This window comes from Kitasatospora sp. NPDC056273 (genome assembly GCF_042268845.1).
Classification (GTDB): Bacteria; Actinomycetota; Actinomycetes; order Streptomycetales; family Streptomycetaceae; genus Kitasatospora.
Genome location: NZ_JBHJSJ010000036.1, coordinates 1 through 13,204, shown reverse-complemented (window position 1 = coordinate 13,204; position 13,204 = coordinate 1). Strand labels below are relative to the sequence as shown.

General features: G+C 73.9%; 11 protein-coding genes and 1 rRNA gene. 3 read left to right on the top strand and 9 right to left on the bottom strand.

Annotated features, from left to right (window positions below; genetic code table 11):
* Positions 1-67: 67 nt before the first annotated feature.
* From ACFCY1_RS27235 to ACFCY1_RS27225, 3 genes are all read right to left on the bottom strand, one after another.
* On the bottom strand, positions 68-457 hold the full coding sequence (locus ACFCY1_RS27235) for a VOC family protein (RefSeq protein ID WP_375876365.1): 390 nt from the start codon (positions 455-457) through the stop codon (positions 68-70).
* 179 nt (positions 458-636) lie between these two features.
* Entirely contained in the window at positions 637-2,271 is a 1,635-nt protein-coding gene (locus tag ACFCY1_RS27230) for an LCP family protein (protein WP_375876364.1), read from the bottom strand.
* Positions 2,264-2,722 (bottom strand): DUF6542 domain-containing protein, encoded by a 459-nt coding sequence (locus ACFCY1_RS27225; protein ID WP_074005530.1) that lies wholly within the window; start codon positions 2,720-2,722, stop codon positions 2,264-2,266. Before ACFCY1_RS27225 ends, ACFCY1_RS27230 begins: the two co-directional genes overlap by 8 nt.
* Positions 2,723-3,047: 325 nt before the next feature.
* Here ACFCY1_RS27225 and ACFCY1_RS27220 point away from each other — a divergent pair, with 325 nt between their 5' ends.
* Positions 3,048-3,704 carry a TetR/AcrR family transcriptional regulator gene (locus tag ACFCY1_RS27220; protein WP_375876363.1) on the top strand — a complete coding sequence of 219 codons (657 nt, stop codon included), beginning with the start codon at positions 3,048-3,050 and terminating at the stop codon, positions 3,702-3,704.
* Between the two features lie 53 nt (positions 3,705-3,757).
* Here the strand turns inward: ACFCY1_RS27220 and ACFCY1_RS27215 are convergent, their stop codons facing one another.
* The 5 genes from ACFCY1_RS27215 to ACFCY1_RS27195 form a co-directional block, all read right to left on the bottom strand.
* Entirely contained in the window at positions 3,758-4,465 is a 708-nt protein-coding gene (locus ACFCY1_RS27215) for a hypothetical protein (protein ID WP_375876362.1), read from the bottom strand.
* 281 nt (positions 4,466-4,746) lie between these two features.
* Positions 4,747-5,313, bottom strand: a complete 567-nt coding sequence (locus ACFCY1_RS27210) for an RICIN domain-containing protein (protein ID WP_074005532.1) — start codon at positions 5,311-5,313, stop codon at positions 4,747-4,749.
* 35 nt (positions 5,314-5,348) lie between these two features.
* Positions 5,349-6,209 (bottom strand): peptidoglycan-binding protein, encoded by an 861-nt coding sequence (locus ACFCY1_RS27205; protein ID WP_375876361.1) that lies wholly within the window; start codon positions 6,207-6,209, stop codon positions 5,349-5,351.
* Between the two features lie 42 nt (positions 6,210-6,251).
* Positions 6,252-7,160: a CAP domain-containing protein gene (locus ACFCY1_RS27200; protein WP_181970652.1), complete on the bottom strand. Its 909-nt coding sequence runs from the start codon at positions 7,158-7,160 to the stop codon at positions 6,252-6,254.
* A gap of 133 nt (positions 7,161-7,293) precedes the next feature.
* A complete protein-coding gene (locus tag ACFCY1_RS27195; protein ID WP_375876360.1) occupies positions 7,294-10,227 on the bottom strand; it encodes a BTAD domain-containing putative transcriptional regulator in 2,934 nt (977 codons plus the stop codon).
* 153 nt (positions 10,228-10,380) lie between these two features.
* On the opposite strand from ACFCY1_RS27195, the gene ACFCY1_RS27190 reads away from it, so the two are divergent.
* Positions 10,381-11,823, top strand: a complete 1,443-nt coding sequence (locus ACFCY1_RS27190) for a BTAD domain-containing putative transcriptional regulator (protein WP_375876359.1) — start codon at positions 10,381-10,383, stop codon at positions 11,821-11,823.
* A 47-nt stretch (positions 11,824-11,870) separates the two neighbouring features.
* Here ACFCY1_RS27190 and ACFCY1_RS27185 read toward each other — a convergent pair whose 3' ends face one another.
* Positions 11,871-12,365, bottom strand: coding sequence for a hypothetical protein (locus ACFCY1_RS27185; RefSeq protein WP_049661190.1), 495 nt, complete (start codon positions 12,363-12,365; stop codon positions 11,871-11,873).
* A 751-nt stretch (positions 12,366-13,116) separates the two neighbouring features.
* Between ACFCY1_RS27185 and ACFCY1_RS27180 the strand changes: the two genes are divergently transcribed.
* Positions 13,117-13,204, top strand: a 16S ribosomal RNA gene (locus tag ACFCY1_RS27180); the annotation flags it as partial.

Below are 13,204 nucleotides of genomic sequence, written 5' to 3'. Positions count from 1 at the left end.
CCGTCCCGTCGGAGCGAGCGACGCCCCCTGTCCCGGTCGGGACAGGGGGCGTCGTCGTCGCCCGCTCCTACTGCTCCTGCCGCTCGGCCCACTCGACCAGTTCGACGACCACCCCGTTCGGGTCGACGACCTGGAAGAGCTTCTCGCCCCACGGCTCCTCGCGCAGCGGCAGGGTGATCACGACCCCCTCCTCGCGCAGCCGCCGCTCCTCGGCGGCGATGTCCTCGACGACGAACGCCAGGATCACGCCGTCCGCGATCCGGTGGCGCTGGTCCTCGGGGAGGACTTCGAGGCCGCGCCGCAGGTAGACGACGTCGACCCCGCCGCCCGGGTGCGCGAGCGAGACGAAGCCGTCGGCCGACATCTGCTCGGTGTAGCCGAAGTGCCGCTGGAGGAAGGCGGCGGAGGTGGTGACGTCCTCGACGGTCAGGGAGACGGCGGTCGTGGTGATCTGCAAGGCGGAGAACCCTCTCGTCGGCATCGCACGGTTATCCCGTACGCAGTACACTATACATAGTACGGAGAATTGCGCCAGGGGTCTCCGCGGAATCCGGGACGGGGCCGGAAACGACGGAGGGAGGCTCCCCGGGCGGGGGAGCCTCCCTCAGGAGGTCGGCGAGGCCGGTGCGGCGCGCGTCAGTAGACGCAGGGGATGCCGCCGTCGGACTGGGCGTCGACGGCCGGGCCCTGCATCGGCAGGTTGGCGGCCGGGTCGGTCGGGGCGCCGCCGGCGGGGGCGGCGGGCTTGTCGGCGGCGACGCCGGTGAAGCCCGTGCCGAGGGTGACGACGACGTGGTCGGCGGCGGTGGCGGCGGACGCGGTGGCGGTCACGCCGTAGCGGGCCGCGACCTGCTCGGCGGCCTCCTTGGCGCCCTTGCCGTAGGTGACGGTGGTGGTCTTCGGCCGGGTGGCGGCCGAGCCGGTGCGGCCCTCCTTGAAGCCCAGGCCGGCCAGCGCCTTGGCCTCCTCGGCGGAGGTGACCCCGGCCGCGGAGGAGGCGTTGAAGACGTCCACGGTGACCGGCCCGGCGGCGGCCGGGGGCGTGGTGGCGGCCGGCGGCGCGGCGGGGGCCTGGGTGGCGGGCGCGCCGGAGGCGGCGGCCGGGTCGGCCGGCGCGGGGGCGGCGTCGGCGTAGCCGAAGAGCTGCTTGACCACCTTCTGGACCTTCGCCGGGGTCACCAGGTTGACGTCCTGGCCGTTCTTGGTGCCGAACCCGTCGAAGGTCAGGGTGTTGAACTCGACGTTGCCGCCGGTGAGGTTGGGGGCCTGTTGGGCGAAGTCGAGCACGTTCCACTCGTTGTCGATCACCAGGTCCTTCTGCATCACCCCCATCAGCTCCTGCATCTTGCCGAGGTCGCCGATGACGCCCTTCTGCTTGAGGTTGTGCACCACCGAGGAGATGAAGGCCTGCTGGCGGTGGGTGCGGGCGAAGTCGCCGGTGTTGCCGTCCGGGCCGTCGAGGTTGTGGCGCTGGCGGACGAAGGAGAGCGCCTGGGAGGCGTTGAGCTTGTTGACGCCCTTGTGGAAGTCGGCCCCGGAGCCCTGGCCCTCGATGGCCGGGTCCTTGGTGTCGTGGGTGAGGCAGACCTCGATCGGCTGGAGGGCCTTGGCGATGTCGTAGAAGCCCATCAGGTTGACCTCGGCGATGTGGTCGATGGGCTGGTCGAGGAACTTCTGCACGGTGCGGATGGTGGCCGCGCGGCCGATGTCCCGGCCGGCCTTCTCCAGGTCGGCGCCCTTGAGGCCCTTGGCGCGCAGACCGGCGTCGGCCTTGTCCTTGGCCGCGCCGTAGGCCTCCTTGATCTTGGCCATGCCCATCTGGGAGCCGTTGGCGTCGTAGGTCATCACGTAGTCGTCGCGGGGTATCGAGACGGCCTGCACCTTGCCGCCGTTCGCCGGGATGTGCAGCAGGATCAGCGAGTTGGTGTTGTAGCCGCCGATGTCGGAGCTGTGGCCGGCGTGCAGCTCGTCCTGGACGAACTCGGGCGGGAGGTCCGTGCCGTCCATGTTCTTGCGGCTGTCCAGGCCGATCAGCAGCAGGTTGACCGAGTTGTCGAGGTGCTTGGGGGCGTCCTTCTTGGTCTCGGCGATGACGCCGGAGGTGGTCATCCCGTCGGTGAGCTGCTTGTACTCGTACCAGACCACCCCGCTGGCGGCGAACACCGCCAGGCCGACGGTGCAGGCCACCACCCGGCCCGCGACCAGGGCGGGTGAGGGGCGGCGGGGGCGGCGGGCCTCGGCGCCGCCGTCGGTCCCGGGGTTGTCAGCCATGCTGCCTCCTCCTCGCCCGGACCACCCGGACCGCGATCACGATGACGGCCGCGGCCGCGGCCTCGGCCATCACGGGAAAGCCGTGCACCACCCACTTCGCGGCGCCGGTGGCCAGGCCCTTGCCCTGGTACCGGTCGCGGTGGGCGGTGAACTCGACGACGGCCGTCACGCCCAGGACCACCAGCGGCGAGGTGGCGAGCACCCACCACCAGCCGTTGCGGCTGCTCAGTGCCGCCGCCAGGCCGGTGCCGAGCACCGCGGCCACGGCGAAGACCAGGCCCATGCCGGGGCCGGAGAGCTCGTCGACCGCGGCGCCGGCCAGCGGTAGTCCGAGGGCGAGGGCCGCCGGCAGCGCGGGGCCGCCGGGCAGCGGGCGTATGTGCCCGGCCGGTTTGTCCGCCGCCCGTCGGCGCGTCCGCTGGTCGGCCGACCGTCCTCGCTGCCCCGCCACGCCCTCACCCCGGTGTTCCCGTGTTCCGCGCGCCATGGTGGCGCCTGCGCCGCGTGCCGTCCGTCGGTTTCGTCGGTCCGGAACTCTGTTCGTGGCGCTGCCAGTTCCGGACGCCGGTTGCCGGTCGGCCGGTTCCCGTGCGGGGGTCCGGCCACCCGTGATCGGGGGAGGCGCTTCCCAATGTCTTCTACACGGGTGTAGAAGTCGTACGCAGCATAGAGCACGTCCGTTCGGCGGGACGTCCGGGTCTTCCGTGGCCTGGATAAACTACACCGGGCAGTTTCTGAGAGGGTCGGCCGGTGCGCCGACGGAAGAGGAGAGGGCCGTGGCGACGACGGGCGGAGCGGGACGGCCGGAGAAGCGCGAGGCGATCACCCGGGCCGCGACCGTGGTGTTCGGGCGCGAGGGGTACGTCCGGGCCAGCATGGACGCGATCGCGGCCGAGGCCGGGGTGTCCAAGCGGACGGTCTACAACCACTTCGGCGACAAGGAGACCCTCTTCCTGTCGGTGGCCCTGCGGACCTCGGCGGAACTGACCGAACGCATCGACGGGTTGATGGCGACGTACCTCGGCCGGGTGGTGGACCTGCGCCGGGACCTGATCGACTTCGCCGTCGAGCGGGCCCGCGCCGTGCTGTCGGCCGGGGAGCACGGGGCGCTCGGCCGGGCGATCCGGGCCGAGGTGGCCAACATCCCGGCGGACGTCCTGGAGGCCTGGCTGGAGGCCGGCCCGGTCGCCTCCCAGCGCGCGCTCGCGCAGCACGTCGAGGCGCTCGCCGGGCGCGGGCTGCTCGCGGTCGAGGACGCCGCCCTGGCCGCCGAGCAGTTCACCCTGCTGACCTTCCACGGCGTCGCCGAGCGCTCCTTCTGGGGCGCGCTCCCGGTGGCGGACGAGGAGGTCGAGCGGATCGCGACGGCCGGCGTGGACGCCTTCCTGCGGATCCACGGCGCGCCGGAGGCGTCCTCGGCGGCACGGGGCTGAGTCCGCCCGGGCGGGAGCGGCTGGCCGCCGCCCCCGCCCGGACCACCCGCGGATCACTTCCAGTTGAGGCCCTTGCCGAGGGTGTACGGCTCGCCCCAGTACTCGGCGCCCGCGACCTTGGAGGCCTCCGGGGACATCGCCACCGCGCAGGAGGTGGCGGACTGGCCGTTGGTGAAGCCCTTGGGCAGCGACTCGCTCTTGCACTTGGCGAAGGAGCCGATGACCATCAGCTCCTGCGCCTCGGTGCCGTCCGCCAGCAGGCCCTTCATGTGGCTGACGCTGGTGTAGGACAGGTCGGTGCCGCCGGCGTTGGTGACCTTGTAGTGGATGTAGTACGGCACCAGGCCCTTGGCCTTGTCGCCCAGGTTGAGCGGGGCGAGGTCGGCCGGGTCGCCCTTCTCGATCGAGGTGACCGCGAGCGCGATGGTGCCCTTGGTGCTGCCCGAGCTGAACGGGACGGTGGCGGCGTCGCCGAGCTTCAGCGTGGTCCCGGCCGCCGGGGCGCTGCCGGCCGGCGCGGGTGCGGTGGCCGAACCGGACCCGGTGCCGCCCGCCGGGACGGAGGCCGAACCGGAGGCGGCCGGGGTGGTGGCCGCGGTGCTCGGTGAGGCGGCCTGGGTGGCGGGCGCACCGGTCGCCGGCGGGGTCTTGGCGGTGTCGGACGACGAGGCGTCGTCGTTGCAGGCGGTCAGGGTGAGCGCGCCGACCGCGGCCAGTGAGGCCAGGGCCAGGGCGCGACGACTGCTGCGGATGGGCTTCACGTGATGTCCCCCGTGGTAGCGGACCCCCGGTGCCGGTGGTCCTCCTGAGGGACGTTCATAGCGCAGCGCGAACGAGCGGGGCCATGGCTTCGACGCGTCCTTGACACGGTCGTGACGAGTCCCTCGCGCCACCGTGACAAGGGATGCCGAGTCGTGATCAGCCGCCCGGACGGGGGGCCGGCGAGGGGCCGACCGGCGTCGGCGCGGGGGGCCGTGGGGCACCCGGAGGAGACCGGGCCCGGTCCGCTCGGCCTGGAGAGCGGACCGGGCCCGGTGGTTCGTCAGCCGAGCAGCCAGCGCTGGGCCGGGGCGGCGGGGTCGCAGGAGGCCACCCCGGTGGCCTGGCCGCCGCCGTTGGAGGTGAGGCACTGCCCGGTGGCCGCGTTGCGGACCAGGTACCAGCCGTGGTCCTCGTCGGTCAGCCGCCACTTCTGGTTGGCGGGCATCCAGTCGCCGGCCGGCCGGTTGAGGCCGTCCAGTCCGCCGGGGGTGTCCCAGAGGTGGACGGCGCCCGAACCGGTGTCGAGGTCGATCACCTTGCCCTGCCCGTGCGCGATCGCCGTGGTGCCGTCGCAGTACTTCCAGAACGACCAGGTCTGCGCGGGCGACTGGTTGGCCGGCCAGACGATGATCGGCTGACCGTTGGCCTCGACGTTGTGGAAGAGGTCGAGCGCGCCGGCGCCGGAGCCGTTGTTCACGGCCGCGAAGGCTCCCACGGACGGCGACAGGTCGCAGGCGCCGGCCTGTGCCGCCTGCGCCGCCGGCGCGCCGGCCACGACCGCCCCCGCGACGGCAGTGACGGCCCCGAGCGAGGCGAGGAGCCTGCGGGTACGGGTGGTGGTTCTCATCGGGTCTCTCCTTCTGGTGTGGTGGGCGGGCCGGCTCAGCCGCGCGGGACCGCGAGCGCGGCCCACTGCTTGGGGCCGGGGACGCCGTCGGCGTCCGCGCCCGAGTCGCCGAGCTTGTGCTGCCAGTTGCGGAAGGACTCGCGGTCCGCGTCGGACCACTCGGGGCCGGGGCCCTCGGCGTAGGCGGAGCAGCCCTCGGCGACGAGGCGCTCGCCCATCCGGGTGATGACGTCGCTGTTCTGGCCGTCGTGGAAGAAGTCGGCGCCGGGGAAGGGCTCGTAGCCGTCGCCGCCGTCACCGCCGCCGCCCGCCGGAGCGGCTCCGCCGGACGGGGCCCCGCCGTCGGGGCTGTCCTCCGCGGAGGCCTCCTGCCCGAAGTAGAGCGCCCCGGGCCGGTCCTTCCACTCCGGGTCGGCGAGGACCGCGCCCTCGGCGAAGTCCGGGATGCCGTAGCCGTAGACCCAGTCCGAGCGGCGCTCACGGGTCTTGAGGTAGACGCCGTCGCCCTCGGCGCTGCCGCCGTCGTTGGTGTTGCCCTCGACGGTGGTGATGGTGGAGCTGGTGTAGGCGATGCAGATGCCGGTGTGGCTGCCGCCGCCGGGCCCGAAGAAGACCTGGCCGCCGATCACCGGGTACTCGGTGAAGCGGTCGCGCTCCTTGAACCAGGCGACGCCCTCCGCGCAGGAGGCGGTCACCGGGAAGCGCCCGGCGTTGCCGGACTGCTCGGCGCACCAGGAGACGAAGGTGGCGCACCAGGCCTCGCCCTGGGACCACTCCAGGCCGGCGACGGCGGGGGAGAACTTCTGGATGTTGTTCCAGTGCCCGCCGCTGCGACCCTCGTGGTAGCCGACCTCGTCTCGGGCGATGCGGATCAGGTCCGCCGCGTTCGAGGACATGGGTGTGGACTCCTTGTTCGTGGAAGGGTGCCGGTCGGGGTCTCAGGCCTTGCCGAAGGTCTGCACGTAGCGGCCCCAGTTGCCGCGCTGGCGGGGCGCGTAGCCGATGCCGATGTAGTTGTAGTCGGGGTTGAGGATGTTCACGCGGTGGCCCGGGCTGTTCATCCACATCTGCATCGCCTCCGGCACGCTGTTGCTCGGGGTGACGTTCTCGGCGGAGGAGCGGGAGACGAAGCCGGCGGCCGCGATGCGGTCCCAGGGGGAGCTGCCGTCGGTGCCGTTGTGCTGGGTGAGGTCGTGCGAGGCCATGTCGTTGGCGTGGCGCTGGGCGGCCGCGCTGAGGCGGTCGTCCAGGCGCACCGGCGGGGCGCCGACCCGGCCGCGCTCGGCGTTGACGGCGTTCAGCATCTCGGAGCGGAAGTCACCGCCGCCGCCACCGCCGGGCTGGGGCTGCGGCTGGGGCTGGGGCTGCTGCTGGCCGCCGCCGCTGCTGATGCCCCCGGCCGGGACGAGCTGCCAGCGCTGCGCCGGGTTGCCGTCGTCCTGCCTGGAGAGGGTGAGCGGCGAGCCGGGGGCGGCCGCGGTGAGGTAGAGCATGCCCTCGTTGGTGCGGGTGGTGCGGATGCGGACCCAGTCGTTGTCGAGGGGCTCGAAGCACCAGTGCTGGTTGGGCTGGTTGTGCTCGTTGTACAGCCAGGCCTGGCCGGTGGAGTAGTTGAAGTCCATGACCATGGCCTGGCCGCCGACGTGCTTGCCGGTGGTGAGCTGGGTCTCCAGGAGGAAGCTGCCGTTCTCCTTGGCCCAGAAGGTCCAGCCCTGGGCGGTGGTGCCGTTGGAGCCCCAGGACTGGACGGCGGTGCCGGCGGCGGTCTGGCTGGAACGGACGTCGGCGACGGTTCCGTTGGCGGACTTGATCGTCCAGGTCTGGCCGTGCTGCGGGAGCGTGGGCATGGTGGCGCCTCTCGTCTGTGGTGTCGCCCCGGGCCGCAACCGCTGCGGCCCGGGGCCTGACGAGAGAGACGTTCCTGCATGGCGGTAGACGGCCGGTCAACACGCGTGGCCGGTGCCGCCGTTGATGCCGTGTCTACCGCGCCAGAAGGGCCCTGACCTGCGCCGATTCCTCGGTGAGCCCCAGCCGCTCGTACACCTCCAGGGAGTCCGTCAGACAGGCCCGGGCCTGGCTCGGGCGGCCGAGGCCGGTGAGCGCGGTGCCGAGGGTGCGCAGCAGGGCGCCCTCCAGGGCGGGGCTGGTGCGCCGGGCGAGCGGGAGGACCGCCTCGGCCGCGTCGACGGCGAGCAGCCAGCGGCCGGCCTCGGCGTGGACGCGGGCGGCGAGGTCGCCGGACGCGGCGGCGAAGACGGTGACCTGGAGGGCGGTGAACTCGTCGCGGGCGCCGACCGCGTGGTCGAGCGCCGCCTCCGGGTCGCCGCACAGCCGCAGCACCCGGGCGAGGTAGTAGCGGCCGATCGCGGCGGAGACCGGCCCCGAGTCGCGCATCAGACGGGCGCTGCGCTCGGCGGCCTCCCGGGCCTCGTCGAGCCGGCCGGTCTGGGCGCAGCTGAAGGCGAACTCGCCGAGCGCGCTGCCCTCGGAGCGTCCGGCCCCCAGGCGGTGGAACAGCCCGGCGGCCCGGCCGGCGTGTTCGGCGGCCTCGGCGTAGCGGCCGTGCACGCGGGCGTTGCCGCCGAGGGTGAGCAGGGCCTTGGCGAGCACCCGGTCGGTGCCGGTGGTGGTGCAGACCTCGACGGCCCGGCGGATCTCCTCCACGGACTCGGCGTAGCGGTTGACGTGCCAGAGCATGCTGCCGCGCACGTACCGGGCGAGGGCGAGCGGGCCGTGGTCGCCGCGTGCCTCGGCCTCGCCGGCCAGGCGTTCGGCGAGGTCGGCGATGACGGTGGTCTGGGTGCGTTCGGCGAGCACCGCGCCCATCCGGTCGGCGAGTTCGACGGCGCGGTCGAGCGGCAGGGCCGGGTCGGCGCAGCTCAGGGCGATGACGGCGGCGTGCACCTCGGCCTGCTCGCGCATCCAGCGCACGGCCTCCGTGCCGTCGGCGACGGGCCGGCCGGGGTGGGGCACCGGCACGTCGAGCAGGCTGAGCTCGACCGGGTCGGGCTTGCGGGCGGCGACGTCGGCGTTGCGGGCGGTGGCGAGGCAGAAGTCGAGCAGCCGTCCGGTGGCCGCGGTGCGTTCGGCGGGGCCGTCCTCGGCGGCGAGCCGGCCGCGGGCGTAGGCGCGGACCAGGTCGTGGTAGCCGTACCGGCCGAAGCGGGGGGACTGCAGGAGGTTGAGGTCGACGAGGGTTTCGAGGAGTTCGTCGGTCTCGGCCTCGGTGCGGTCGAGCAGCACGGCGGCGCAGGGCAGCGGGATGTCGGGGGCGTCGAGCAGGGCGAGCAGCCGGAAGGCGCGGGCCAGTTCGACGTCGAGGCGGTGGTAGGAGAGCGCGAAGCTCGCCTCCACCGTCCGTTCGCCGTCGCTGAGTTCGGCCAGCCGGTGCTCCCGGCGCAGGCCCTCGGCGAGGGTGGCCAGGGTGAGCGCGGGGTCGGCGGCGAGCCGGGAGGCGACGATGCGGACGGCGAGCGGCAGCAGCCCGCAGGCCCGGACGACCTCCTCGGCGGCCCCGGGCTCGGCGGCGACGCGTTCGGCGCCGACGATCCGGGTGAGCAGTTCCAGCGCCTGCCCGGGCGGCAGGGTGTCCAGGCGCAGCTGGTGGGCTCCGGCGAGGCCGGCCAGCCGGTGGCGGCTGGTGACGAGGACGGCGCAGCCGGGCGAGCCGGGCAGCAGGGGTTCGACGTGGCCGGGGGTGGCCGCGTTGTCGAGGACGACCAGGACGCGCCGCCCGGCCAGGGCCGAGCGGTAGAGCGCGCTGCGCTCCCCGGTGTCCGGGGGGATCTCGCCGGGGGCGACGCCGAGGTCCCGCAGGAAGCCGGCGAGCACCGTGCCGGGGTCGGGCGGGGTGCGGTCGGCGCCGCGCAGGTCGGCGAAGAGCTGCCCGTCGGGGAAGCGGTCGCGGGTCCGGCGGGCCACGTGCACGGCGAGGGTGGTCTTGCCGACGCCGCCCATGCCGTCCAGGGCGGAGACCACGACGGCCCGTCCGCCGGCGCCGGCGAGGCGGTCGGTGAGGGCCTCGACCTCCTCGGTGCGGCCGGTGAAGTCGGGCAGGCCGGACGGCAGCTGGTCGGGCGCCCGCCAGGTGTCGGCGGCGCCGGGGGCGTCGGCGGCGGGCCCGGCCTGGGCGGCGCCGGCGGGCAGCAGGGCGGCGTCCTCGCGCAGGATCCGCAGCTGGAGCTCGGCGGGGGCGTCCTCGCCGGGCGGGAGCGAGGCGCGGGCGTCCTCGTACACGGCGAGCGCCTCGGCCTTGCGCCCGGCTTGGTAGAGGGCGCGCATCAGGACGGTGGTGAGCCGGGGGCGGCCGGGGTGCTCCAGGGCGAGGGCGGCGATCGCCGCGGTGAGGTCGGTGCGGTCGCCGAGGTCGGCGTCCAGCTCCAGTTCCGTCTCCTTGGCCGAGACCCGCTGTTCGGTGAGGCGGGTGCGGACGGCCTCGGCGTGCGGCCCGGGCAGTCCGGCCAGCGCCTCGCCGACCCAGAGCCGGTGGGCGCGGCGCAGCACCTCCCGCACCTCCCGCGGCGGGGCGCCCGCCTCGCGCAGCCGCTCGGCCTCGGCCAGCAGCGCCTCCCAGGCGGCGGCGTCCACCTCGTTGCCGGGCGCCCTGAACGCGTAGCCGTCGCCGACGCGCACCAGCGGCATCCGGTCCGGGTCGTCCCCGGCGTACGGCCGGAACGCGGTGCGCAGCCGGGAGACGGCGAGCTGGACGGCCTTGCGCGGGTCGGCCGGCGCGGCCCCGCCCCACACCCCCTCGACCAGCACCGGGACCGACACCGTGCGCCCGGCGGCGGCCAGCAGCACGGCGAGCACGGCCCGCTGCTGCGGCCGGCCCAACTCCAGTTCCAGCTCCCCGTACCAGGCCCGCAGCGGTCCCAGCAGTCCGAACCGCAGCCCGGAACCCCCCATGTCACCCATCTACCCGTCCCCGAAAGTCGTCCTGCGCCGGGATCCCGCCAGTTCCGTCCGGACGGTGGGCCCCCATACCCCGGCGGCCTATGCTCTGTCACAGATTGTGCACCGGATCGTGCACAGGTTGTGCACCGGATCGAGGGCTTCGAGGGGTGGGCCGTGGGGCTCGTTTTCAGCCTGCTGGGGCCGCTGCGGGCCCGGCACGACGGTCGTGAGCTCGACCTCGGCCGACCGCAGCAGCGGGCCGTGCTCGCGGCCCTGCTGGTCCCGCCGGGGCAGCTGGTGTCCACGGATCGGCTGGTCGAGGACCTGTGGGGGGCGGACGAAACCCGCTGGCCGAAGGATCCGGTCGGGCAGATCGGCACCCACGTCCACCGTCTGCGGCGGGCCCTGGGCGAGCCCGGGCTGCTGGTCGGGGCGGCGGGCGGCTACCGGCTGGAGGCGCCGCGCACGGCGGTGGACCTCTTCCGTTACGAGGCCGAGGTGGCGGAGGCCGTCGCGCTGCGTCACCAGGATCCGCTGCGGGCGCGCGAGTCGCTGGCGCGGGCGCTGGGCGCCTGGGAGGGGCACCGGGCGCTGGACGGGGTGCCCGGGGCGTTCGCCGAGCGGGTCCGGGAACGGCTGGCGGCCGGGCGGTTCGCGGCGGTGAAGACCCTGCTCGACCTGGACCTCTCGCTCGGCCGGCACGCCGAGGCGCTGGAGCCGCTGGCCGGGCTGGCCGCCTCGCACCCCCAGGACGAGGAGGTGCACCGGCTGCACCTGCTGGCGCTGCACCGCTGCGGCCGGACGGCGGAGGCGCTGGCGGGGTTCGAGGCGCTGCGTGAGCGGCTGGACGGGGAGCTCGGTCTCGAACCCGCCCCGGCACTGGTCGAACTGGCCGGGCAGATCCGGCGCGGCGAGGCCCCGGTGCTGCTGCGGCGGCTGCCGAGGCCGAGCCAGCTGCCGCCGGACATCCCGGACCTGGTCGGGCGGGCGGCGCAGGTGCGGGAGGCGGAGCGGGTGCTGCGGGCGGCCGGGGCGCCGGTCCTGGGGCTGTCCGGTCCGGCGGGCTGCGGCGCGTCGGCGCTGGCGGTGCACGTGGCGCACACCGTCCAGGACGCCTTCCCGGACGGTCGGCTGTACGCGGGCGGCGGCGAGGCCGGTGTGGTGCTCGCCGGCTTCCTGCGGGCGCTGGGGGACCGGCCGGCGGCGGGCGCGGACGTCGAGGAGCTCGGCGCGCGCTACCGCGGGCTGCTCGCCGGGCGCCGGGTGCTGGTCCTGCTGGACGGGGTGGCCGAGCCGGGCGTGCTGCTGCCGTCGGTGCCCGGCTGCGCGGCGGTGGTGGCCGGCGCCGAACCGGGCACCCTGCCCGACGGCGCCGTACGGCTCGCGGTGGGACCGCTGGAGCCGCACGACGCCTACGAACTGCTGGCCCGGATCGCCGGCGCGGACCGGGTCCGGCGGGAGCCGGAGGCGGTGGCCGAGGTGGCCGCGCTCTGCGGCCACCTGCCGGTCCTGCTGCGCACGGCGGCGGAGCGGCTCGCCTCCCGGCCGCAGTGGTCGGTGGCCGACCTGGTGCGGTGGCTCGCCCTGCGGGCCGACGGGCCGGGGCGGGCTCAGTAACGTCGGCTCTCCCGGTGACCCCGGCCTTCTCGGTGACCGGGGCCGGTTCAGTAGAGGTCGGAGGAGAAGAGGACTGCGCCGGGGACGGGGCCGGGGTTGGAGGAGTGGGGGATGCGCGGGATGTCGTTGCCGCCCCAGTAGACGCCGGAGGTGCCGCTGGCGGTGACGGTCAGCTTGGCGTGCGGGTGGCCGTAGGTGCCGGACGACCAGCAGGCGGCGCCGTTGGCGGAGTAGACGACGAAGTTGCCGTCGACCTGCATGACGGCCTTGTAGCCGCAGCCGACGGTGCCGCTGGCCATCTTGACCTGGGTCCCGTACTGGTAGACGACGAAGTTGCCGTCGGGCTGCATGATCATCCGGGTGGAGCCGGACTCGATGTACCAGCCCTGGTAGAGCGGCTCGTCGTCCCAGATGGAGACGTGGTCGACGGCCCGCTCGATCGCGGCCTCCGCGGTACCGGTCGACGCCACGGTCCCGGCCAGGGCGAGCGCGGTGGTGGCGGTGGCCAGGGCGATCTGCCGGAGGGTCTTCGTCGTCTTCATGTACCCGTGCCTCGTGGTTCTCTCGTGCGTTCGCGCCCGCCAGGTCCTCGGGGCGCGGTGTGGCACGAGCTTGGCGGAAGGCGGTAGACAAACGATGAACGCCGCCGTTTAACGGGGTCCGGGGGCCGGGCCGGCGGGCCGGGGCCCACGGCGGGACCAGGGGCATTTGGCTTGGGCCCGGAGTGGGAGTAGTGTCTCCTAGTCGCCTGACAGGGAGCACCGGACACGCAGCCGCGCGGACGGTCCCGGGGTGGCCAATCCTCTGAAACACCCACTTCCCGGTTCGGGCCGGGTCGCTTCGTCGTTTTCACGTCGCGGCCTGGTGCGCATTCGGTGTGCATGTTTATTGGGTTGCGGTCGGATTCGCTTTTCGGAGCGGGGATCGGCTAGAGTTTGAAACGTCGGACAGGGCGTCAAACCCCGGAAGACACCGGCGAGTTGGATGAACGAAGCCCCGGAAACGGAGCGGAAAACATCTGATAAGCTGGAAACACGAAAGAACGAAGCCCGGAGGGTCCGCTGGAAGGCGGTCCGAAGGAAGCGTCCGTTCCTTGAGAACTCAACAGCGTGCCAAAAGTCAACGCCAGATATGTTGACATCCCCGGCCTCAGGGTTTCCTGGGGTTGGAGATTCCTTTTGAAACAAACACTAGCGAGGACGCAGTGCGCGGGATCACCCTATTCCGGTGGTTGCCGTGCCGCTCAACGCGGGTGTCGACCGGCCCTGCTTGATTGTCGGGGCCGAGTAAACATTCACGGAGAGTTTGATCCTGGCTCAGGACGAACGCTGGCGGCGTGCTTAACACATGCAAGTCGAACGGTGAAGCCCTTCGGGGTGGA

Excerpts from the sequence above, each read along its gene's own strand:
- ACFCY1_RS27230 (WP_375876364.1), bottom strand. The coding sequence starts at position 2,271 with ATGGCTGACAACCCCGGGACCGACGGCGGCGCCGAGGCCCGCCGCCCC.
- ACFCY1_RS27185 (WP_049661190.1), bottom strand. The coding sequence starts at position 12,365 with ATGAAGACGACGAAGACCCTCCGGCAGATCGCCCTGGCCACCGCCACC.
- ACFCY1_RS27205 (WP_375876361.1), bottom strand. The coding sequence starts at position 6,209 with ATGTCCTCGAACGCGGCGGACCTGATCCGCATCGCCCGAGACGAGGTC.
- ACFCY1_RS27195 (WP_375876360.1), bottom strand. The coding sequence starts at position 10,227 with ATGGGTGACATGGGGGGTTCCGGGCTGCGGTTCGGACTGCTGGGACCG.
- ACFCY1_RS27210 (WP_074005532.1), bottom strand. The coding sequence starts at position 5,313 with ATGAGAACCACCACCCGTACCCGCAGGCTCCTCGCCTCGCTCGGGGCC.
- ACFCY1_RS27200 (WP_181970652.1), bottom strand. The coding sequence starts at position 7,160 with ATGCCCACGCTCCCGCAGCACGGCCAGACCTGGACGATCAAGTCCGCC.